The organism is Bifidobacterium sp. LH_389 (genome assembly GCF_056357235.1).
Window position 1 is genome coordinate 175,941 of sequence record NZ_JBKEVR010000001.1, and the last position, 21,882, is coordinate 197,822.

Genomic DNA, 21,882 nt, shown 5'->3' on the forward strand with positions numbered 1-21,882 from the left:
GTGGCGCAATGCCGCCGAATCACCACGGTTTGGCCGTCGATTGTTCGCCCGGAGCGGAAGAAGTGGTGCCGGAGGCGCTCGGCGTCGGTGAAGCAGCCTGCAGCTGCTGGTTCTGACGAATGAGCTCGTCCACCTTCTGCTGCTGTTCCTCGCTCAGCCCCCGTTCATTCTGCTGCTGGCCGTTCTGCCCGTTGCCTTGCCCGGAGCCGTTCTGCCCCGTGCCGTCCTCGGAATCGCCCCTCTGGGCCGCCAACGCGGCGGCGATCATCGCGGTCAGCTGCCGTGAAACCTCCGTGTTGGCATCGATCGGTCCACCGATGGACGGCAGCAGCACTACGCGCAGCATGCCCGCGTCCGCGAACTGCGCGTCGGTCTGCTGCTGGGCCGCGCTGAGCCGGTCCAGATCGGCGTCGTCCTTCGTCGCAGCCTCCAGATTGCGGGCGAGCGATACCGTGGCAGCGTCATAGGAGCGCACGGCCAGCACGTTGATGCCGGTCCATGCGCAGGCCAGCGCCAGCGCCACGGCCAGCACGATGGCGATGATCCGTCTTCTCATATGAGTCTCCTCGACACGGCCAGCCATGAGCCGGCCTCCCAGATCAGCAATGCCAGCAGCGCGAAGGTCAACGGCCAGACGACTGGCGCTATCCGCGTGCGTTCCTTGGCCGTGGAGGTGAGCCGGTATTGACCGGACGTCTTCGCGGAGGCGCCCGATGCCAGCGTGTGCGTGCCGTCCACGTGCTCGTAGGTGCCGCTCAGCTCGTCCGCAATGGCGGTGAGGTTGCCCTCGTCCAGCTTCGAGACGCCGGGCTGCCCGGTGGACGGGTCGATCACCCACTGGCCTGCCTGCGCCCCCTGCGCTGCATCGGCGGACAGCGGCACATTGCCGCCCTGAGCGGAGCCGACGCCGATTACCACGGCGTCATCCACCCACATGCGCAGTGAGGAGAACGTCCGTCTCGTCTTGCCGCTCGTCTGCTCGCCGTCGGTGATGAGATACAGCAGCACCGTATCGTCCGGATGCTTGTCCTTCGCGGCCTTCGCCGCCACCAAGAGCCGGTCGATCGGCGCGTCCAGGCTCGAACCGGAGGACACGGCCGTGGATTCGGTGGTCAGCGTGTCCGCCCAGTTCTCGATAGCCCGGCCGTCCGGCGTCAGGGGCACGTCCAGATTGCCGTTCACGCCGAAGCTCACCGCCGCATAGCTCGCATCCGGGTACAGGCGCGTCACGTCATGGACCACGGACCGCGCCGCATCCAGACGGCTCACCGGCGTTTCGCTGCCGTAGCCGGCATCCTCGACGGCCATCGAACCGGTCACGTCCACGGCAATGAACACATCCGTGGCGTTGACCGCCCGGCTCGTGGTCGTCACCCGCATGCCCGGCGTCATGACCATCGCGGCCAGTACGAGGGCGATGAGCACCCGGCGCACGCATGCGGCATCGGTGGCGTCCGTATCCGCGCGGCGGCGGATGAACCACGCCGCGTATGCGATCGCGGTGATGACGAGCGCGGCGGCGACGAAAGGACCTGCGATCCAGCCGAGTGCGGGGGAGAAGGTGAAATCGCTCATCGCTTGAGCCTCCAGACCACGGTCAGATAGCACAGGAACAGCACGGCCAGCGCCAGAACGAACCATCCCGGCGCGTCCGCCAGTCCGGCCTGATCGCTTTGTTCGGTCTCGGCGGCGCGGCGGCTTTCGATCTCGCGCACCAGCGCATTCACCGAATCGCCGTCATGCCGGGTGAGGAACACGCCGCCATGCGATTCGACGAGCGACTTCATCTCCTGCGTGGCCGCATCGGATTCGCTCTGCTGTGGACCGGAGAACAGGCCGTCCACGGTGATGCCCACCTCGCGGGTGAGATCAAGCGCCTCGGCGAGCGTATACGTAGGCGAGCCGGACACCACGTTGTCCGTGGCGAGCACGATCGACGCGCTGCGCCCGGAGGCCTGCGCAGCCGAGGCGTCGCCGGATGCGGAGAACCCCGGCAGCATGGCCGCACAGCTGACCAGCCCGTCGCCGATCAGACTCGTCGACTGCTTGCGGTTCTGCGTGCCGGCCAGCCAGTCGGACACCTTCTGATAGTCCTGATCGTTCATCTTGTTGATGTCGTCCTGCGTCTGCACGCCCGCCAGCAGGTCGCTTGCCTCGCCCAGCTGCGAGCGGACCAGATCGTAGTCGTCGGTCAGGGGAAACACCGTGCGTGACGTGGAATTGAAGATGCTCAGACCGATGCGCTCGCCGCGGAACCGGTCCACGAGCGCAAGGTACGAGGCTATGACCTCGCGGTCGTACGGCAGTGCGGAACCGGAAACGTCCAGACACAGCACGATGTCCCTCGAGGCGCTGCGCTCGGCACTCGCATCCACCGTGGCCGGCCGGCCCGCCAGCACGATCGCCACGGCCAGCATCAACGCGAGCAAGCCGGTTCCGATGCGGCCGAACAGCCTCCAACGGCGCAGCATCAGCGAGGCGAATTCCCCGCCCAGATCCTCATCCAGACTCCATACCTTCACCGCAGCGCCGCCTGACGCGAGCTTCTGCGCATGACGTTCCCGCCGCTCGCGCCGCACGCATACGGCATACACCGCCGCGAGTACGATCGCCACGATCGCCACGGCAGCGAGCATCACCCATGGCCAACGCCACTGCAGTGCGCCCATTCCCGATTCCATCAACGCCACCTATCCACGAGATTCGACACCCATCCGGCACCCTGAGCCACCGTGACCGCACGCGCCTGCGCGTTGGACAGCTCATCCGCGAATTCCGGCGGGTACAGTGCGGCCACGGTCTGCCGCAACAGATCTACGCCTTCACGGTTGCGGTCCGTGCGAGGCATGCGGCCGAAGTCCGCCAGCGTGTGCGTGCTCATATCGGTGCCGGTAGCCGTCGAAGCGAACTCACGCACCAGGGCCGCCAGTTGTGCGAAAGCCTTCTCTCGTCCGATCTCGCCGGCATCGTATCGTTTGACGATGCGGTCCACGCGCCGGTGCCACCGATTCGCGTCGCTCGCCGTCATGTGCGCACCGCGGACCGGATCGGCTCTGCGCCTCGGCCGGGAAGGCAATGCCGCAACCACCACGGCGATCAGGCACAGCCCCGCGCAAGCCGCGCATACCGCGATCAGCCATACGGGTACGCCCATCGGTGCCAGGGGGGACAGGGACGATACGTTCAGCGCCAGAGCGCCGGGTGCCGTCCGAAAAGCATCGATCATCGGTTCGTCCTTCCGTATGCGCCCACCGCCGGGGACGACGACGAGACGAGCCGCACGAACGCGGCGAACATGCCTTCGCTCGAATCGGAACGGATCATCGTCGCACCGCAACGCGTCAGCTCCCGTCTCAACGCGGCGGCAACATACTCGCGGTGCGTCTGGACCTCCCGTTCGCTTGCGGCGGCGGCCAGGAACGCCGGCAGAGAACGGCCGCTCGGCGCGTCGACCACCCGAAGGCCGGACCGGCGCGCCGCGAACGGGTTGAGCGTGGCCACGTCCACCACCACGAGCGGATGGCTCTGCGCGAGCATGCGGATCGCCTCAATATGCCGATCCGCCAACGCGGTCTCGTCCGTGGCGATCACCAGCAGCGCCGACCGGTCCTTGATCCGCCGCGCATACTCCAGCAGCGCATCCATATGCCGCGGGTGGTCCCACCGGCGCTCCAACGCCTTGTCCAGTACGTGCTCGAACCGCGCGAAACCGCCGTTGAACGGCACGCGCGTAATGGATGCCGCATCGCCGAACACCAGAGAGATGTCGTCGGAACGGCGCAGCGACAGCGCCGCGAACATGCGCAAGGCGTTCGCCGCCACCTGCCAGGCCTGCTCGCCGCTCAGGCAGCCGCCCGTCATCTCGCGGCCCACGTCCATGAGCATCCACACGCGGCTTGTGGCTCGCCGCTCCTTGTCCACGATCATCGGGCGGCCCGACCGCGCGCTGGTCTTCCAGTCGATGAGCCGCGCCTCGTCGCCGGGCATGTACACGCGGACGTCCATGAAATCGTCGCCGCCGCCGGAGCGCTGCGAGGCATGCTCGCCCTCCAGCACGCCGAGTGCCCGTGAGACGGTCGGCAGCGTGAGTTTGCGGCCCAGCGCCTCGATCTTCCTGCGGACCGGATCGTCAGGCTTCGCGCCGATCATGGAACGGGAACCGCCTTGACCACGTCGTCGATGACCTGATCACTGGTCACGCCGTCCGCCAGCGCCTCGAAGGTCAGGATCACCCTGTGGCGCAGCACTTCGTGCGCCCAGAACTTGAGATCCTCGGGCACTACATAGTCGCGGCCGGCGAGCAGTGCGTTCGCCTGGCCGATGCGCGTCAGTGCGATCGATGCGCGAGGGCTGGCACCGAGCCGCACCGAGGCGGCGAGCCCCTGAATGGGATGCGATCCCGCGCCGCGCGTCGTGGCGGCCAGATCCACCGCATAGCCCATGATCGCGTCCGAAACGTGGACGCGCCGGGCTGCCGCGCGCAGGAACTCCACGTCGTGCACGGAGATGCGGTCCTGATCGGGGGCGGCGAAGTCCGGCATGTCCGACCCACGCCGCGTGAGCAGCCTGAGCATGTCAGTCTCCTCGGCCTCCGTCGGATACGTCATGACGGCCTTCATGGTGAAACGGTCCATCTGCGCCTCGGGCAGGTTGTACGTGCCCTCCTCCTCGATGGGATTCTGCGTGGCGATCACCATGAACGGTTTGGGCAGCGCGATGCGTTCGCCGCCGATCGTGGTGGCACCCTCCGCCATGGCTTCGAGCATGGCGGACTGGGTCTTCGCGTTGGAGCGGTTGATCTCGTCGAGCAGCACGAAGTTGGCGTGGATCGGGCCGATCTGCGTGGCGAACTGTTGCGAGGCGAAGTCGAAAACCTGCGTGCCCACAAGATCCGAGGGCATGAGGTCCGGCGTGCACTGCACGCGCTTGAACGTGCCGGACACCGACGTGGCCAGCGTCTGGGCCGCCGTCGTCTTGGCCAGCCCCGGCACCGATTCGATGAGGATGTGACCGCCCGCGACCATGGTGACGATCAGCGATTCACGCAGCTTCTCCTGGCCGATGAGCGTGCTGGAGAAACGGGTGCGAACGCGGTCCGCCAGTTGCCGGGCATGCTGTGCGTCCTGCGCGGTGAGCAGTGCGCCTTGGGCGGCGGGCGCCGGCGCGGGGACGGCCGGAGCGGGCGGAAGGGGAGCGGACAGTGGACCATTCGGGAATAAAGCCATGCGGACCACTGTAGCCATGCAAGCTGACCGCGGGCGCGATTCAGCGATGGGTGAGATCCCAGTCGACCGGTTCGGCGCCCATGGCCTTCAGGGCCTCGTTGGCCCGCGAGAACGGCTTGGAGCCGAAGAACCCGTAGCGTGCGGACATGGGGCTCGGGTGCGCGGATTCGATGAGTGCCGCGTGGGTGAGCAGCGGCTCGAGCGTCTGCGCCTTCTTGCCCCACAGGATCGCCACCAGCGGCTTCGGGTTGCCGTCGGCGTCCGTGCGCGCGTTGAGCTGGCGGATCGCCTCGTCGGTGATCGTCTCCCATCCCTTGCCCGCATGGCTGTTCGGCTGGCCCACGCCAACCGTCAGACATCGGTTGAGGAGCATGACGCCGCGGTGCGTCCACGGCGTCAGATCGCCGTTCGGCGGCATCGGCACGCCCAGATCGTCCGTGAGCTCCTTGTAGATGTTCACCAGACTCGCCGGCAGTCGCACGTCCGGAGCCACGCAGAAGCTCAGGCCCACGGGGTTGCCCGGCGTGGGGTAAGGGTCCTGGCCCACGATGAGCACCTTGATGGAGTCGAAGGGTATGGTGAAGGCGCGCAGAATGTCGTGGCTCGCCGGCAGGTACGGGCGGCCGGCGCGCAGTTCGCCGCGCAGGAAGTCGCCCATCCGGTGGATGTCCGGCTCCACGCCGGCCAGTGCCTTGGCCCAGCCCGGGTCCACGAGTTCGCTCAGGGGTTTGATCATGCGCCCCACTGTAGCCCGTCATGCGAACCGTCGGGAAACACAGTGGACCTCGGGGCAGCGCACCGGCTAGACTGGCCCATAGCTGTGAATGGAGGAGAGCATGTCCCAAGAGTCATACACGCCCGATGAATTCGACAATCCGCCCGCCGGTCCGGTGGGTGTGCATCGCGGTCCGCGTTCGCTCGGTGCGCGTCTGGCCCCGTACCTCATCGTGCTGCTGGTGGCCGCGGTATGCGGTCTGGCCGTCTGGGCGCTGACCGGCAATGCGTTGCGCGGCACGCCTGCGGCCTCGCAGTCCACGTCCGCCTCCGTGGCCGGCGGGGCCGTCTCCACGAGCGAACCGGCCGCCTCGCAGTCGGGCGATGCCCAGGCGACGGCGTCCGCTTCTGCTTCTGCGTCCCAGAGCGCTTCCGCGGCGACTCCTTCGTCCCCGGCGACGTCCTCGGCGGCGTCCTCTCCGGCTGCGGCGTCCTCTGCCGCTTCCACGGTGAACAAGTCCAGCAAGGTCGTGGTCATCAACGGCGTGGGACGCAACGGCTACGGCGCCCAGAACGCCGCCAAGCTCAAAAGCGCCGGCTACTCCAACGCCAGCGCCGCCAACCCGACGAACCGCTCCATGCTGCCGGACGCCTCCACCGTCTGGTACCAGAACGAAGCGGACAAGGCGACCGCGGAGGACGTGGCGCAGCGGCTCGGCATTGACGTCGTGGCGCAGTCGCCGTCCGTGTCCGCGCCCGTCGTCGCCGTGCTCATGAAGTGAAGTAGCGAACGATCCCAAGTGCCGGTCGCATCGGCGTTTCCCTGCGCTCCCGTCCTACAATGGTGGGAGCGCCGAGGGGGCGCGGGCACGCGTTTGTGCCCGTGGAGCGAAGGCTTGGCGCCACGAAGGAAGTCGATATGGCACAGGGTACCGTGAAATTCTTCAGCTCGGCGAAGGGGTACGGGTTCATTACTCCGGACGACGGCGGGGACGACGTGTTCGTCCACTATTCCGCCATCCAGTCCGATGGGTTCCGCACCCTCGAGCAGGGCGACAAGGTCCGCTACGAGGCCGAGCGCAGCCCCAAGGGCATGCAGGCCAAGGATGTCTCCAAGCTCGATTGAGATCGGGCGGAGACGGAACTCCGAGCGGCGGACAACGCCGAACAAGGCTCCTTCGGGAGCCTTGTTTCGTATATGCAACGGCTCGCAGGCCTCGGAATGTTGGCTATGGGCGTATTCGCGCGCCGCCGTGTTGGCACTCGACGGTCGAGAGTGCTAATCTCGCAGTTAGCACTCGGGGAGCGAGAGTGATAACGAACGGCAGCTGACGGCCGGGCGCATCGCTCCGGACCCCCGACGTGGAACCACACTCAACAGCCATGTTGGAGGAAAACAGATGGCAAAGATCATTGCATACGACGACGAAGCTCGCCAGGGAATGCTCGCTGGTCTCGACAAGCTTGCCGACACCGTCAAGGTCACGCTGGGCCCGAAGGGTCGCAACGTCGTGCTGGACAAGACCTACGGCGCGCCGACCATCACCAACGATGGCGTGTCCATCGCCAAGGAAATCGACCTTGAGGATCCGTACGAGCGCATCGGCGCCGAGCTGGTCAAGGAAGTCGCCAAGAAGACCGACGACGTCGCCGGCGACGGCACCACCACTGCTACCGTGCTGGCCCAGTCCCTCGTGCACGAAGGCCTGAAGAACGTGACCGCCGGCTCCAACCCGATCGCGCTGCGCCGCGGCATCGAGAAGGCCTCCGACGCCATCGTCAAGGAGCTCGTCGCCGCCGCCAAGGATGTGGAGACCAAGGACCAGATCGCCGCCACCGCGACCATCTCCGCCGCTGATCCGGAAGTCGGCGAGAAGATCGCCGAGGCCTTGGACAAGGTCGGCCAGGACGGCGTCGTGACCGTCGAGGACAACAACCGCTTCGGTCTGGACCTCGAGTTCACCGAGGGCATGCGCTTCGACAAGGGCTACATCGCTCCGTACTTCGTCACCAATCAGGACGACCAGACCGCCGTGCTCGAGGATCCGTACATCCTCCTGACCTCCGGCAAGGTCTCCAGCCAGCAGGACGTGGTCCACATCGCCGAGCTGGTCATGAAGACCGGCAAGCCGCTGCTGATCATCGCCGAGGACGTCGACGGCGAGGCGCTGCCGACCCTGATCCTCAACAACATCCGCGGCACCTTCAAGTCCTGCGCCGTCAAGGCTCCGGGCTTCGGCGACCGCCGCAAGGCCATGCTGCAGGATATGGCCATCCTCACCGGCGCCCAGGTGGTGTCCGACGAGCTGGGCCTCAAGCTCGACTCCATCGACGTCTCCGTGCTCGGCCACGCCAAGAAGGTCATCGTCTCCAAGGATGAGACCACCATCGTGCAGGGTGCCGGCTCCAAGGAGGACATCGACGCCCGCGTGGCCCAGATCCGTGCCGAGATCGAGAACACCGATTCCGACTACGACCGCGAGAAGCTGCAGGAGCGTCTGGCCAAGCTGGCCGGCGGCGTTGCGGTGATCAAGGTCGGTGCCGCCACCGAAGTCGAGGCCAAGGAGCGCAAGCACCGCATTGAGGATGCCGTGCGCAACGCCAAGGCCGCCATTGAGGAAGGCCTGCTGCCCGGCGGCGGCGTGGCCCTGATTCAGGCTGCCGCGAAGGCCAAGGGCGACGTCAAGCTCGAAGGCGACGAGGCCACCGGTGCCGCCATCGTCTTCCGCGCCATCGAAGCCCCGATCAAGCAGATCGCCGAGAACGCCGGCCTGTCCGGTGACGTGGTCATCGACAAGGTTCGTTCCCTGCCCGACGGTCAGGGCCTCAACGCCGCGACCAACACCTACGAGGACCTGCTCGCCGCCGGCGTCACCGACCCGGTCAAGGTGACCCGTTCCGCCCTGCAGAATGCCGCCTCCATCGCCGGTCTGTTCCTGACGACCGAGGCCGTGGTGGCCAACAAGCCGGAACCGAAGACCGCCGCTCCGGCTCAGGGTGCCGACATGGGCTACTGATCCCTAGAGGATCAGTGCAATGTCACGCGCGCCGACGGCCACGCCGGTGTACGTGACTGAATGAATGATCGAGGGGTTTCCGCCGATATATTGCGGCGGGAACCCCTCGTTTGCGTCTCCGGGGATATCTCGGGAGCGCGCGGAGGGGAACCGCCTCTGCGGCGGGTGCAACGGCAGGCGTCAGCGCGGTGAGGAGGACATGGCGGGGGCGGCCCGCCGCGGTTGCTGGTTGTTGTGACGGGCCGCCTCGGTGCGATGTGTACCTGCCGACCGGCGTATGGACGCCGGCTGGCAGGCGCGAATCAGTTGGCGAAGAGGCGCGAGGCGTTCATCTCGGCGTCCGCATAGACCATGGAGGCCTGCTGCAGGGCGTTCTGGATGGCTTCGAGCGACTGTTCCATCTGCTGCTGGGCGGCTTGCCATTGCTGGGCCACCGCAGTGAACTGCGTGGCGGCTCCGCCGCGCCAGACGCCCTGCAAGGCGTTGAGATTGGCATACATGCCGCTCACCGCATTGCGGATCTGCGATACGGAGCCGGAGACCGCGGCGGCCGAGCTCTGCAACTGTTCGGAATCGACGACGTACTGTGGCATGGTGGTTTCCTTTCGTTGTGCCGTTGCCGGCGGGTGGCCGGCTGAGTTGTGGTGGCGACGGTCCGGACAGCCGCTAAGGTGGAGACTATGACAAATCGCGATTTCACCTCGGCAAAACAGGGTCATGTGGACGAATGTGCCCCCCGGTTCACGGTTTCGGCGTGTCGGCGTGCAGGGTTGTCCACATGTGCACGGATGTGGACCATGCTGCTGTGCGTGCTGATGGCGCTTGCGACGGCCGTCTGTGCATCGGGCATGACGGGGACGGCGGCGTGGGCGGACGGCGAAACCGGAGACGATACGTCGATCAGCGTCAACGATTCGATCATCGACACGGAAAACCTGCTCGGCGAGGACGTCGCCACCGTGAACGACGCCATCGAAAGCACCAAGCAGACGACCGGCGTGAGCGTCAAGCTCCTGTACCTGCCGAAGTTCCGCGAGGGAGCCGACCCCGAACAGTGGGCCAAGCAGACGCTCGACTCCACCGATCCCGAGGCGAACACCGTGATGCTCGCCGTTGCCACGCAGGACGGCAACCTCGTGGTGGCCGTTTCCTCGAACTCCGAGGAATGGCTGAAGAAGCAGGCTACGGTGGATGAGCTGTCCCAGGCCGCGCTCGGACCCATCGTAGCGGACAGCACGAACCCCGACTGGCCCGGATCCGCCAAGGCGATGATGGATGCGATCGTGCGCATCAAGAAAAGCTCCGTGTCCTCCACGGCCAGCAACGTGGGCGTGATCGTGTTCGCCGCGGTGCTCGGAGTGGTGGTCGTCGCCTCGGCGTTGCTGTTCGTAGTCCACAAGCGTTCCGGCCAGTCACGGCATGGCGGTGGCAGGAAGCGCCCCGGTAGCGGGCGCAGCCGTTCACGCGCCGGCAAGCCGCGCGCGAGCCACAGGCGTCGCGGCAAGGATTCGGGTGCGTCGAAGGGCAATGCGGCGTCCCCGCAGAGCGGGGAGTCTGGCTCGGACACGCCCGCTGGTGCCGCCGAGGCGTCCGGTGCTGCCATTTAACGGATACTTCAGCCGACATTCAGAAAACCTCCAGCAAGATGGTTCACTCTGGGAACCATGAGCAAACCTATTGAAGCGAAGATCGTTGTTGTCGATGACGAGCCCTCCATCCGCGAACTGCTGGTCGCATCCCTGCATTTCGCCGGCTTCGAGGTGGCCACGGCGGCCTCCGGTTCGGAGGCCATCGAGGTGATCGAGAAGACGCAGCCCGATCTGGTGGTGCTGGACGTGATGCTGCCGGACATCGACGGCTTCACCGTCACCCGCCGTATCCGTCAGGAAGGCATCGACGCGCCGGTTCTGTTCCTCACCGCGCGCGACGACACACAGGACAAGATCATGGGGCTCACCGTCGGCGGGGACGACTACGTCACCAAGCCGTTCAGTCTTGAGGAGGTCGTGGCCCGTATCCGCGCCATCCTGCGCCGCACGCGCGAACAGGTGGAGGATGATCCGATCATCCGCGTGGCCGATCTGGAGATCAACGAGGACTCCCACGACGTGACCCGCGCCGGCCAGCCCGTGGATCTGAGCCCTACGGAATACAAGCTGCTGCGCTACCTTATGGACAACGAGGGCCGCGTGCTCTCCAAGGCGCAGATCCTCGACCATGTCTGGCAGTACGACTGGGGCGGCGACGCGGCGATCGTGGAATCGTACATCTCCTACCTGCGCAAGAAGGTCGACGGCGTGGAGGTTACCGAGGTCGACGGCACCAGACACAAGGTGGCTCCGCTCATCCAGACCAAGCGCGGCATCGGCTACATGATCCGTGAGCCCAAGGAATCCTGAGGCACGCGGCATGGCAGACGTGACCGGGAACGAGACCGCGGGCAGGCCCGCCGCCGAGCCGGCGAACGCATCGACCGCGAAGCCGAAGAAGCCGAAGGGCGCGATGTTCGGCAAGGGACGCGGCGACGAGTCGATGGGCTGGCATTTCGACAAGGTCCCGCTGAGCACCAAACTGGTGGTGATCATCTTCGTGCTGCTGTTCGTGGGCACGGGATCCATCACCTTCGCCATACGCCAGATGGTGGGCGGCTATCTCATGGACCGCATCGACAACCAGCTGCTCGGTCAGGCCCAGCTCGTCTACAACAACATCTCCAAGCTCAACCAGCAGAATCCCGCCACCACGCTCGGCGTGACCAATTACTTCATCCAGATCCGCGATTCCAACAACGAGATCGCCACGCTCACCGACGCCGAAGGCAATGCGGTGGGGCAGGCCAACTTCCCCCCGCAGCTCAAGTACAGCATCGTATCGTCCCCGTTGCTGCCGGTGTCCGGATCCATGGCCGGCGTGAAGCTGAGCTCCCCGTTCACCACGCCCGCCTACGTGGAGCTGCCGGATTCGCTGCGCACCACGAGCAAGGACAAACTCACCAACGAACAGCGCGAGGTGATCAACAGTGCATCCGCCGCATGGCGCGTGGTCGCACTGCCGTGGGTGGATTCCGCCAGAGGCACTCGCGGCGTGGTATACATCGGCCTGTCTTTGGGGGATGTGACCTCCACCGTGCAGACCATCACCGAGTACTGCCTCATTGTGGGGGCGGCCATCGTGGTGCTCGGCGCGTCCCTCGGTTCGCTGGTCATCGGACACACACTCAAGCCGCTCAAGCGCATCGAGAAGACCGCTGCCAAGATCGCCGCGGGAGACCTGAGCCAGCGCGTGCCCGCCATGCCCGAGAACACCGAGGTGGGGTCCCTGTCCGCATCGCTGAACGCGATGCTCTACCGCATCGAATACAGCTTCCATGAGCAGGAGGCGACCACGGAGAAGATGAAGCGCTTCGTCTCCGACGCCAGCCACGAGCTCAGGACCCCGCTGGCCGCCATCCACGGATACGCCGAGCTCTACAAGATGCAGCGCGATTATCCCGGTGCACTCGAACGCGCGGACGAGGCGATCGAGCACATCGAGAAATCCAGCACCCGCATGACCGTCCTCGTGGAGGACCTCCTGTCCCTGGCCCGTCTGGACGAAGGCCGCGGCATAGACCTCACGCAGCAGGTGAACCTCACCTCCATCGTGGCGGACGCCACTGAGGACCTGCATGCGCTCGATCCGGACCGTGACGTCAAGGTGGGCGAGGTAACCATGGCCTCCGTCCTGCCCGAGGGAGCCTCTGCGAACGATCGCAAGGTGCCGTGCCTGGCCTATATGCCGGGAGCCATGCCCGAGATCCGCCTGACCGGCGACACGTCGCGACTGCGTCAGGTGATCACGAACATCGTCGGCAACGTCCACCGCTATACGCCGGGTGATTCGCCCGTTCAGGTGGGATTGGGCACGCTCACCGCATCCATCACGCCTGACGCCATGGCCAAGATGCCGTCCACCGACGCCTCGCTCGGCCGGTTCATCGAGGCGGTGCAGATCTCGCAGGGCACGCAGACGGGCTACGACTATGCCGTCATCCAGGTGATCGACCACGGTCCGGGCGTCCCGGCGGACAAGCGGTCCCAAGTGTTCGAACGCTTCTACACGGCCGATCCTTCGCGCGCCCGGCAGAAGGGCGGCACCGGGCTGGGTCTATCCATAGCGCAGTCCGTGACCAAGGCGCACAGGGGTTTCATCTGTGCCACCGAAACGCCCGGCGGGGGACTCACGTTCACCATCGTGCTGCCACTGGGCACCGTCAGTGAACCGCCGGCGGACCGCACGCAGCCGATGAAGAAGAAATCCGGATGGTCGCGCGGCAAGAAGAGCGCCGCGAAGGAGGAAACCCCGGCGCAGACCCCCGAACGGACCGATGCGGCCGAAACGCCTCCGCAGGCGTCCGCGACGGCATGAATGCACGGCCTGCCATACGGCGGCGGAACTGTCAGAACCCTTGCGGTATACTATGACTTCGGTTTTCGATACGGTACGGGTGCACAGGGCCCCGTACATGGGAAATGAGTGAGGTTGAAAATGCCCAGCGGTCGTGTTCGGTGGTTCGACGCCAATAAGGGGTATGGTTTTATCTCCGTCGATGGCGGTGAGGACGTATTCCTGCCCGCCACGGCGTTGCCGCAGGGGCTGACCATGCTGCGCAAGGGCGCCAAGGTCGAGTTCTCCGTGGTGGAAGGACGCAAGGGGCCTCAGGCCATGAGCGTGACGCCGGTCGCCTCCGCACCCTCGCTGGTCAAGGCCACGCGTCCCAAGCCGGACGACATGGCCGCCATCTGCGAGGATCTCATCAAGCTGCTCGATTCGGCCGGCAATACGCTGCGTCGCCATCGCTATCCCTCGCAGGCCGAGTCCAGGAAGCTCGCCACGCTGTTGCGGGCCGTGGCGGACAATTTTGACGTGCAGGAGTGATGCGTGGTGACGATCGATGAGACCGTTGCCCAGGAGCGGAACGATCATAATGACGGAGGTGAGCTGATGCCGGATACGACACTGGAAGCCAGGGATTTTGCGAAGGCGATCGCCCTCGACATGGCGGAGGACCCCAGCGACGTCGGTGATTTCGTCACCAGTCAGGATCTGGGAGACGGCGTCACCGATTTCCGTTTCGAATCCCACATCGCCGGATACGAGGGGTGGCAATGGTCCGTCACCATGTACCACGATGAGGAACTCGACCATTGGACGGTCAACGAATCCTCGCTGCTGCCCACCGAACAGGCGCTGCTGCCGCCCAAGTGGATTCCATGGAAGGACCGACTGGAACCGACCGACCTGTCGGTCACCGATTCGATCGGCACCGATCCGGACGATCCGCGCCTCGAGGAGGGGCTGACCGACCAGCAGATCGAAGCTGTGGCGGACGCCATCGAAAAGGAGCGGAAGGCCGCCGACGAGGCTGCGACCGCAACGACGGATGAGACAGGCGACGCCGAGGCCGATTCCGCATCGGCAGAGCCTGCCGTGGCCGCCGATGCTCAGAGCGATGCGGCCGATGCCGCCACGACCTCCGCCCTTGACATGGCCGAGGCCATCGACGAGTTCGAACTGTCCCGCAGGCATGTGCTGAGCTCGCTCGGCCGCGCCCAGACCGCCAAGCGCTGGTATGAAGGCCCGCACGGGCCCAAGGCGCTGTCCACCAAGACCGCGGGCGGATCCGTGTGCGAAACCTGCGGATTCTTCATCCCGCTTAAGGGCGATCTCAGCCGCATGTTCGGCGTGTGCGCCAACAAGTGGAGCCCCGACGACGGGCGCGTGGTCTCGCTCGACCACGGCTGCGGCGAACACTCCGAAATCGATCCGCCCCAGCCGAGCCGCCTGTGGGTGCAGTCGAAGCCCGCCTTCGACGACCTGCACATTGACATCGTGGCCCAGAAGCCGCGCGAGGAGCACGGCGAAGTCGAACTGCTCGAACGGCTGAGCGAGAGGCCTGAGCCGGAAGCCGACGCAACGGCACCGGACGTGCAGGAACCTGCGGGAGAAAACGCGGAAGACAACGCGGCGGAACATGCGCCGGACGCGGAATCCGCCGAGACCGCGGAAACCGCCGAGACGGCCGTGCCCGAAGCGGGGGAGGACTCCGTCGAACCCTCGAAGGAGGAGACCGGGGAAGCCGGCGAAACCGACGAAGAAGGCGAAGCAACCGTCAGCACCGACGGTCGGGAGCAGACGGCCGATGCCGAGGATGCCGCCGAGCGGGATGAATCCGACGACGACTCCGAAGATGACGATGCTGACGAGGCGACCGAGGAAGACATCGACGCGCAGACCGTGCCGGATGACGAGGCCACCGACGAGGACATCGCCGAGCATGCCGCGGATAACGGTTCCGATGACGACGATGTCTCCGATGCTGAGGAGGATGGCCCTGAAGTCGTGGAGACCGTGGACCTGACCGAACGGTAGACGTCGCAGACGGCACGGCCGCAGTATTGCCGCACCGTGAGAGGGGCCCGATCAGTCCGCTTCGGCAGACTGATCGGGCCCCTCTCACGTTCGACGCGCGGTGACGCTCAGCGCACCGCCGCGCTCAGTGTCACCGTCCTCAGTGCACCACGGTCACGGTGCACTCGGCGAAGTTCACGATCTGCTTGGAGACCGAGCCGAGGAAGTGCGCATCCAGACCCGACAGGCCGCGCGATCCGACCACCAGCCAGCTGGCATAGCGGGACGCGCTGATCAGGCCCTTGGCCGCCGGAATGTGGAACGCGTGGGTCTCCACGGACGTCACGCCCTCCGGAACGCTCACCTTGGCGAGCATGCCCTCGACGATCTCCTCGGCGCGGCGCTGACCCGCGTCGATCGGCGCGATGGCGTTCTCATAGCCGGGCACGGCACCCAGATCCTTGAGCTGCCAGCAGAACATGACGTGCAGCGGCCGGCGGTGCATGGCGGCTTCATGCATGGCGAAGTCCAGAGCGTGCGCGCTGGTTTCGGAACCGTCCACACCCACGACCACCGGGCGGCGGTCGAGGGACATGTACTGCTTAGGCCGCTCGAAGCGCACCTGCGTGTCGGCCGGAGTGAGCGCGTTCGCGATCTCGTCCTGAATGGTCTGTGTCTCGTCGTCCAGAATGCGCACCACGGTGACCGGGCGCGTGGACTCCTCGGCCAGCGAGGCGGACAGGGAGCCCATGAACCAGCGGGCCACGCGGCCCAGCGAGCGGCGGCCCACCACGATCTGCTGCGCGTTCGCGCCGATCTGCAGCAAGGCCGAGGTGCCGGTCGCCTTGACCGAGGTGAGCTCCAGGTTCTCCGGGTCGAACTCGATGCCGTCGGAGGCCTTTTCCACCCATGCGCGCAGCGTGGCGCTGATCTCATGACGCACCTTGTTCCACGATTCGTCGTCGTCGGGCTCGGAGCCCGTGTCCCACGAATGCGTCCAGCCGAAGACGGCGTTCACCTTCTGCCCGGTGATCGCCGCCTCCTTGAGGGCGAATTTCAATGCGGCGAAGGATTCGTCCGATCCGTCAACGCCGACTACGATGTCGGCCTCGTACATCTGGGACTGAGTCATCATTCCTCCTTGTGAGCAGATCCATGACCTTGGTACCTCCAGCATATCGGTTGTTTGCTTGCTGTGAGCGCAATCACAGGAACAACACGAATAAACGTCACCGCGAGTCGGTAGAGTATTGAGAAGTTTCATAGGAAGGACAAGCATGTTCGAACGGTTTACCGACCGTGCGCGGCGCGTCATCGTGCTCGCGCAGGAGGAAGCCCGCTCCCTTCAGCACAACTACATCGGCACCGAGCACCTGCTGCTCGGTCTGATCCGCGAGGGCGAGGGCATCGCCGCGAAGGCTCTCGCGTCCAAGGGAGTGGAACTCGATCCGACCCGCAAGCAGGTCGAGGAAATGATCGGCAAAGGCAATGCCGCTCCCAACGGTCACATCCCCTTCACTCCGCACGCCAAGCAGGTGCTCGAGCTGAGCCTCCGGGAGGCGCTGCAGCTCGGCCACAGCTACATCGGCACCGAGCACATCCTGCTCGGTCTGATCCGCGAGGGCGAGGGCGTGGGCACTCAGGTGCTCATCAAGATGGGCGTGGATCTGGGCGAGCTGCGCACCGCCACCATCGACATGATCCGCGGCAACTCCGGCTCAGGCTCGGACTCCGGCAAGGGCGATCTGGCCAACGCGGGAGGCGTGCAGAACAAGAACAACCAGACCGGTTCCGCCATCCTCGACCAGTTCGGGCGCGATCTGACCGCCGAGGCCGCGGCCGGCAAGCTCGACCCGGTCATCGGCCGTTCGGAGGAGATCGAGCGCGTCATGGTCGTGCTCTCCCGCCGCACCAAGAACAACCCGGTGCTCATCGGCGAACCGGGCGTCGGCAAGACCGCCGTCGTCGAGGGACTGGCGCAGAAGATCAACGCCGGTGACGTGCCGGAGACCCTCAAGGGCAAGCACGTCTACTCGCTGGATCTCGGCTCCATGGTGGCCGGCTCCCGCTACCGCGGCGACTTCGAGGAGCGCCTCAAGAAGGTGCTCAAGGAGATCAAGACCCGCGGCGACATCGTGCTGTTCATCGACGAGATCCACACCATCGTGGGCGCGGGCTCCGCGGACGGCGCGCTGGGCGCCTCCGACATGCTCAAGCCCATGCTGGCGCGCGGCGAACTGCAGACCATCGGCGCCACCACCACCGACGAGTACCGCAAGTACATCGAGAAGGACGCCGCTCTGGAACGCCGCTTCCAGCCCATTCAGGTGCACGAGCCGTCCATCGCGGAGACCATCGAGATCCTCAAGGGTCTGCGCGAACGCTACGAGAACCACCACCACGTGACCATCACGGACGGTGCCCTGCAGGCGGCCGCAGAACTGTCGGCCCGCTACATTCAGGACCGCAACCTGCCGGACAAGGCCATCGACCTGATCGACGAGGCCGGTGCGCGCCTGCGCATCAAGCGTCTCACCGCACCGCCTGAGCTCAAGGAGCTCGATTCGAAGATCGCCAGGATCTCCGACGAGAAGGACAAGGCCATCAAGGATCAGGACTTCGAGAAGGCGGCGCAGCTGCGCGACAGCCAGGAGAAGCTGGAATCCGAGCGCAAGGACAAGGAATCCTCCTGGCGCGAGGGCGAATCCGACGTGAAGATGGTCGTGGACGAGGACGTGATCGCCCAGGTGATCAGCTCCAGTACCGGCATCCCGGTGTTCAAGCTCACCCAGGCGGAGTCCAAGAAGCTCATGGGCATGGAGGCCGAGCTGCATAAGCGCATCATCGGCCAGGACGAGGCCGTCGCCGCGCTGTCCCGCTCCATCCGCCGCGCCCGCGTGGGCCTCAAGGACCCGAAGCGCCCCACCGGTTCCTTCATCTTCGCCGGCCCCACCGGCGTGGGCAAGACCGAGCTCGCCAAGGCGCTCGCCGCGTTCCTGTTCGACGACGAGGACGCGCTCATCCGCGTGGACATGTCCGAGTTCTCCGAGAAGTATCAGGCCTCGCGTCTTTTCGGCGCGCCCCCGGGGTACGTCGGCTACGAGGAGGGCGGCGAGCTCACCGAGAAGGTGCGTCGCAAGCCGTTCTCCGTGGTCCTGTTCGACGAGATCGAGAAGGCCCATCCGGACATCTTCAACACGCTGCTGCAGGTGCTGGACGACGGTCACCTCACCGACGGTCAGGGCCGCAAGGTGGACTTCAAGAACACCATCATCATCCTGACCACGAACCTCGGTTCCAAGGACATCGCCAAGTCCGCGAACACCGGCTTCTCGCTCGGCAACAACACCGAGTCGAGCTACCAGCGCATGAAGGACCAGGTGAGCGCGGAGCTGAAGCAGCAGTTCCGTCCCGAGTTCCTCAACCGTCTGGACGACATCATCGTGTTCCGCCAGCTCACCGAGCCGCAGGTGCGCCAGATCGTGGACCTCGACGTGTCGCTGCTCAACCAGCGCCTGTTCGACCGCCACATGTCCCTCGAGCTTACGGACAAGGCCAAGGACCTGCTCGCCGAGAAGGGCTTCGACCCGTTGCTCGGCGCGCGTCCGCTGCGCCGTGTAATCCAGCGCGACATCGAGGATGCCATCTCCGAGAAGATCCTCATGGGCGAACTCGAGGACGGCGAGAAGGTCGTGGTGGACGCAGAGGGCGAAGGCATTCTGGGCGAGTTCACCTTCAAGGGCGAGAAGTTCGAGGAGCCCGGTGCCGCTGACGGTGCCGACGCGCATGCCGAAGGTGCCGGGCAGGCGGATGCCGAGCCCGCGCTGGTCGGCTCCTCCGACGGTGCCGCGGAATCCTCCGACGCCTCGCCGGACGGCGGAGCATCCCAAACCGCGGAATGATGCGCGGCTGATCGCATGACGGCATAGGCCGGTCCTGTTGTTGCAGGGCCGGCCTTTTCGTTTCGTTGCGGTTGTTTCGTCGCGGTTGCTCCGGGGCGGCCGTTCCGCTTTGTGGCGGTGAGCGGCAGGGGCGTCGTTCCGATCGCGACACGCCGTGCAACTATCCGTCGGATAGACACGAATACTTCACTGGAGACGGAACACCGGGCACCCGCCCGGGGACGCGACGAAGGAGGTGACATGTTCGGCTCCGCATTGGGCGATCGGCGCAGGGACCGGGACTCCGCATGGATCCGCCGGATCCTCCGCGGTTCCGAACGTGCGGCGGACGCTCTGGTGCGCGAGCACTACGACGGTCTATTCGCCTTCGTCTACCGGCAGGTGGGCGACCGCGAGGAGACCATGAACCTCACGCAGGAATCGTTCATCGCGGCGTTGCAGTCCCTCGCCTCGTACGATCCGGCACGAGCCTCGTTCACCACGTGGCTGTACCGCATTGCGGCCTACAAGGTGATCGACGCGCACAGACGGACGCACCCCATCGCCGTGTCGTTGGACGCCGGCGGCCTCGACGGCGGGGAATCGGACGGACGCGACGGGACGGACCTGCCGGACGAGCGCATTCCGGACGTGAACGAGCTCACCGCGGACCGTGACCTGCTCCGGCGCATCGAGGAACGCGTCGCCGTATGCGATCCGGCTGCGCAGGAGGTATTCCGGCTCCACCTGTACGCGGAACGCAGTTTCGCACAGATCGCCGCAGCGGCGGGGGAGAGCGAATCCACCGTCAAGGCACGGTACTACCGCCTGATGGCTTTGTTGAGAAAGGAGTTCGGCGATGAACGCCAGCAATGAACGCATACCGTATCCGGACAGCGCCGAACGGAACGCGAGCATAGGCATGATCGTCGCACGTGGCATGCCGCGGCGGGCGGGATTGGCGGCCTCCGTTACGGACGTGGTCCGTGCGCTGGGCGTCAGGAACCTGTTCTTCGGCGTGTGGGACTGCGTATTCGTGGGACTGATCGGGGCTGCGTGCGTCTGGGGACTGATGTTCGTCGGCGCGGGCGGTGCGTCCCAGTGGGACGGCGTCGGTCTGGGCCGGTTCTGCGTGCTCATGTTCCTCGTGTCCCCGTTCCTGTACGAATGCGTGCACCTGCTCATCATGTTCAAGGAGCGCGATTGCCATACGCTGGACGTGCTGAGGGCCTGCAAGTGGTCGTTCCGCCGCATCGCCGCCGTACGCATGCTGGCATTCGGCGCGGTTTCCGTGGTGCTGGACACGGCGTGCGGCATCGGCATCGCGCTGATGATCGGTGCCAGGGTATCGGCGATGACCATCCTCGGCGTCTCGTTCTCCTCGCTGTTCCTGTTCGCGCTCGGTCAGCTCGTCGTGGATGCGCGCTGCAGCTGGCCGGTCAGCGCCGCGATCATGCCGGCCGTCTGGCTGTTCGTCAGCGGTGCGGGCTGGTGGTTTGCCGCCGATCTGGTCGTCTGGCTCGAACGGTTGCCCTCGCTGGTGTGCCTGGGCATCGGCATCGCCGCGGGCATCCTGTACTGCGCGTCGCTGAGCCGCTACGGCGCCGCATCGCTCGCCATGGCTTCGTACCGGGCCCGCGGCGAACACGGTCAGGCGCTGCGTCCGGCGTTCTGAGCGCACGTCATTCATCGTCATATCGTCATTCACAGTCACCAAGAAAGGCGGCGACCATGCTCACCGTGGAACATGTCACCAAAACGTTCTCCGGCACCACCGTGCTCAAGGACATCAACCTCACGTTCGAGCAGGGCGTGTACGGTCTGCTCGCGCCCAACGGCGCCGGCAAGTCCACGCTCATGAAGATGCTCACCACGCTCCTGTTCCCCACGGACGGATCCATCCGCTGGAACGGCGAGGACATCATCGCCATGGACGAACGCTACCGTGGCATACTCGGCTACCTTCCGCAGGACTTCGGCTACTATCCGAACTACTCGCCCCGCCAGTTCCTGCGCTACATCGCCGCGTTGCAGGGCGTGCGGCGCGCCCGCGCCGACAAGCGCATCGAACGGCTGCTCGGTCTGGTGGGGCTCTCGGACGTGGCGGACAAGAAGATGAAGACCTTCTCCGGCGGCATGATCCAGCGCGTCGGCATCGCGCAGGCGCTGATCGCCGAACCGCAGCTGCTCATCCTCGACGAGCCGACCGCCGGTCTCGACCCCAAGGAACGCGTGCGCTTCCGCAACATCATCCACGACCTGTCCGCGGACCGCATCGTGATCCTCTCCACGCACATCGTCTCCGATCTGGAAACGATCGCCGGGCGGATCATCATGCTCAAGAACGCGCAGGTGCTGCGCTGCGACACGCCCGCGACCATCTGCGCCGAGCTCGAGGGACACGTATGGGAGGTACCCAGCGGACTGCCGCTCGGCGACGGGCAGAAACTGCTGAGCGAAGTGCAGTACGGCACCGAAACCCGGCAACGCATCTACTCGCTCCAGCCGCTCACGGCCAGCGAACGCATCGCGCAGGTCGCTCCCAACCTTGAAGACGCGTTCCTCATGATCTACGGCGAGTGATCCCCATGACACGGCATGGAACATCGGCCTCGCCGCCCCGAACGGCCGGCACGGCCGGTACGGCAAGGATAT

The 21,882-nt window shown here is 65.8% G+C and carries 21 protein-coding genes; 12 read left to right on the forward strand and 9 right to left on the reverse strand.

Annotated features, from left to right (window positions below; translation table 11 throughout):
- Positions 1-19: 19 nt before the first annotated feature.
- The 7 genes from AC1AZA_RS00710 to AC1AZA_RS00740 are packed head-to-tail and all read right to left on the reverse strand — an operon-like array spanning position 20 to position 5,961.
- Positions 20-556: a DUF6466 family protein gene (locus AC1AZA_RS00710; RefSeq protein ID WP_476512833.1), complete on the reverse strand. Its 537-nt coding sequence runs from the start codon at positions 554-556 to the stop codon at positions 20-22.
- Positions 553-1,575, reverse strand: coding sequence for a vWA domain-containing protein (locus tag AC1AZA_RS00715; protein ID WP_476512834.1), 1,023 nt, complete (start codon positions 1,573-1,575; stop codon positions 553-555). Before AC1AZA_RS00715 ends, AC1AZA_RS00710 begins: the two co-directional genes overlap by 4 nt.
- A complete protein-coding gene (locus AC1AZA_RS00720) occupies positions 1,572-2,669 on the reverse strand; it encodes a vWA domain-containing protein (RefSeq protein ID WP_476512835.1) in 1,098 nt (365 codons plus the stop codon). The genes AC1AZA_RS00715 and AC1AZA_RS00720 overlap by 4 nt, the downstream gene beginning before the upstream one ends.
- 11 nt (positions 2,670-2,680) lie before the next feature.
- Positions 2,681-3,226, reverse strand: coding sequence for a hypothetical protein (locus AC1AZA_RS00725; RefSeq protein WP_476512836.1), 546 nt, complete (start codon positions 3,224-3,226; stop codon positions 2,681-2,683).
- Positions 3,223-4,149: a DUF58 domain-containing protein gene (locus AC1AZA_RS00730; RefSeq protein WP_476512837.1), complete on the reverse strand. Its 927-nt coding sequence runs from the start codon at positions 4,147-4,149 to the stop codon at positions 3,223-3,225. Before AC1AZA_RS00730 ends, AC1AZA_RS00725 begins: the two co-directional genes overlap by 4 nt.
- Positions 4,146-5,225 carry an AAA family ATPase gene (locus AC1AZA_RS00735; protein ID WP_476512838.1) on the reverse strand — a complete coding sequence of 360 codons (1,080 nt, stop codon included), beginning with the start codon at positions 5,223-5,225 and terminating at the stop codon, positions 4,146-4,148. The genes AC1AZA_RS00730 and AC1AZA_RS00735 overlap by 4 nt, the downstream gene beginning before the upstream one ends.
- Before the next feature lie 40 nt (positions 5,226-5,265).
- Positions 5,266-5,961, reverse strand: coding sequence for a uracil-DNA glycosylase (locus AC1AZA_RS00740; protein ID WP_476512839.1), 696 nt, complete (start codon positions 5,959-5,961; stop codon positions 5,266-5,268).
- Between the two features lie 100 nt (positions 5,962-6,061).
- Between AC1AZA_RS00740 and AC1AZA_RS00745 the strand changes: the two genes are divergently transcribed.
- The 3 genes from AC1AZA_RS00745 to groL all read left to right on the forward strand — a co-directional run bounded on the left by AC1AZA_RS00745 (position 6,062) and on the right by groL (position 8,956).
- The gene (locus tag AC1AZA_RS00745; RefSeq protein WP_476512840.1) at positions 6,062-6,721 is read left to right on the forward strand and encodes a LytR C-terminal domain-containing protein; all 660 of its coding nucleotides are present in this window, start codon (positions 6,062-6,064) and stop codon (positions 6,719-6,721) included.
- 137 nt (positions 6,722-6,858) lie between these two features.
- Positions 6,859-7,065, forward strand: coding sequence for a cold-shock protein (locus AC1AZA_RS00750; protein ID WP_476512841.1), 207 nt, complete (start codon positions 6,859-6,861; stop codon positions 7,063-7,065).
- Positions 7,066-7,339: 274 nt separating this feature from the next.
- Positions 7,340-8,956: a chaperonin GroEL gene (gene groL / locus AC1AZA_RS00755; RefSeq protein ID WP_476512842.1), complete on the forward strand. Its 1,617-nt coding sequence runs from the start codon at positions 7,340-7,342 to the stop codon at positions 8,954-8,956.
- A 302-nt stretch (positions 8,957-9,258) separates the two neighbouring features.
- Here groL and AC1AZA_RS00760 read toward each other — a convergent pair whose 3' ends face one another.
- On the reverse strand, positions 9,259-9,549 hold the full coding sequence (locus AC1AZA_RS00760) for a WXG100 family type VII secretion target (protein ID WP_476512843.1): 291 nt from the start codon (positions 9,547-9,549) through the stop codon (positions 9,259-9,261).
- A gap of 222 nt (positions 9,550-9,771) precedes the next feature.
- On the opposite strand from AC1AZA_RS00760, the gene AC1AZA_RS00765 reads away from it, so the two are divergent.
- The 5 genes from AC1AZA_RS00765 to AC1AZA_RS00785 all read left to right on the forward strand — a co-directional run bounded on the left by AC1AZA_RS00765 (position 9,772) and on the right by AC1AZA_RS00785 (position 15,367).
- On the forward strand, positions 9,772-10,563 hold the full coding sequence (locus AC1AZA_RS00765; protein ID WP_476512844.1) for a TPM domain-containing protein: 792 nt from the start codon (positions 9,772-9,774) through the stop codon (positions 10,561-10,563).
- A gap of 57 nt (positions 10,564-10,620) precedes the next feature.
- Complete coding sequence (locus AC1AZA_RS00770; protein WP_476512845.1) at positions 10,621-11,355, forward strand: response regulator transcription factor; 735 nt, start codon at positions 10,621-10,623, stop codon at positions 11,353-11,355.
- A 133-nt stretch (positions 11,356-11,488) separates the two neighbouring features.
- Entirely contained in the window at positions 11,489-13,363 is a 1,875-nt protein-coding gene (locus AC1AZA_RS00775; RefSeq protein WP_476513149.1) for a HAMP domain-containing sensor histidine kinase, read from the forward strand.
- A 120-nt stretch (positions 13,364-13,483) separates the two neighbouring features.
- The gene (locus AC1AZA_RS00780) at positions 13,484-13,873 is read left to right on the forward strand and encodes a cold-shock protein (protein ID WP_476512846.1); all 390 of its coding nucleotides are present in this window, start codon (positions 13,484-13,486) and stop codon (positions 13,871-13,873) included.
- Positions 13,874-13,939: 66 nt separating this feature from the next.
- On the forward strand, positions 13,940-15,367 hold the full coding sequence (locus AC1AZA_RS00785; RefSeq protein WP_476512847.1) for a DUF3027 domain-containing protein: 1,428 nt from the start codon (positions 13,940-13,942) through the stop codon (positions 15,365-15,367).
- A gap of 139 nt (positions 15,368-15,506) precedes the next feature.
- On the opposite strand, the gene AC1AZA_RS00790 is transcribed toward AC1AZA_RS00785, so the two are convergent.
- A complete protein-coding gene (locus AC1AZA_RS00790) occupies positions 15,507-16,481 on the reverse strand; it encodes a universal stress protein (RefSeq protein WP_476512848.1) in 975 nt (324 codons plus the stop codon).
- A gap of 142 nt (positions 16,482-16,623) precedes the next feature.
- Between AC1AZA_RS00790 and AC1AZA_RS00795 the strand changes: the two genes are divergently transcribed.
- The 4 genes from AC1AZA_RS00795 to AC1AZA_RS00810 all read left to right on the forward strand — a co-directional run bounded on the left by AC1AZA_RS00795 (position 16,624) and on the right by AC1AZA_RS00810 (position 21,810).
- Positions 16,624-19,248 carry an ATP-dependent Clp protease ATP-binding subunit gene (locus AC1AZA_RS00795; protein ID WP_476512849.1) on the forward strand — a complete coding sequence of 875 codons (2,625 nt, stop codon included), beginning with the start codon at positions 16,624-16,626 and terminating at the stop codon, positions 19,246-19,248.
- A 240-nt stretch (positions 19,249-19,488) separates the two neighbouring features.
- Positions 19,489-20,103, forward strand: a complete 615-nt coding sequence (locus AC1AZA_RS00800) for an RNA polymerase sigma factor (protein WP_476512850.1) — start codon at positions 19,489-19,491, stop codon at positions 20,101-20,103.
- The gene (locus tag AC1AZA_RS00805; RefSeq protein WP_476512851.1) at positions 20,087-20,902 is read left to right on the forward strand and encodes a hypothetical protein; all 816 of its coding nucleotides are present in this window, start codon (positions 20,087-20,089) and stop codon (positions 20,900-20,902) included. Before AC1AZA_RS00800 ends, AC1AZA_RS00805 begins: the two co-directional genes overlap by 17 nt.
- 56 nt (positions 20,903-20,958) lie before the next feature.
- On the forward strand, positions 20,959-21,810 hold the full coding sequence (locus tag AC1AZA_RS00810; protein WP_476512852.1) for an ABC transporter ATP-binding protein: 852 nt from the start codon (positions 20,959-20,961) through the stop codon (positions 21,808-21,810).
- Positions 21,811-21,882 lie beyond the last annotated feature (72 nt).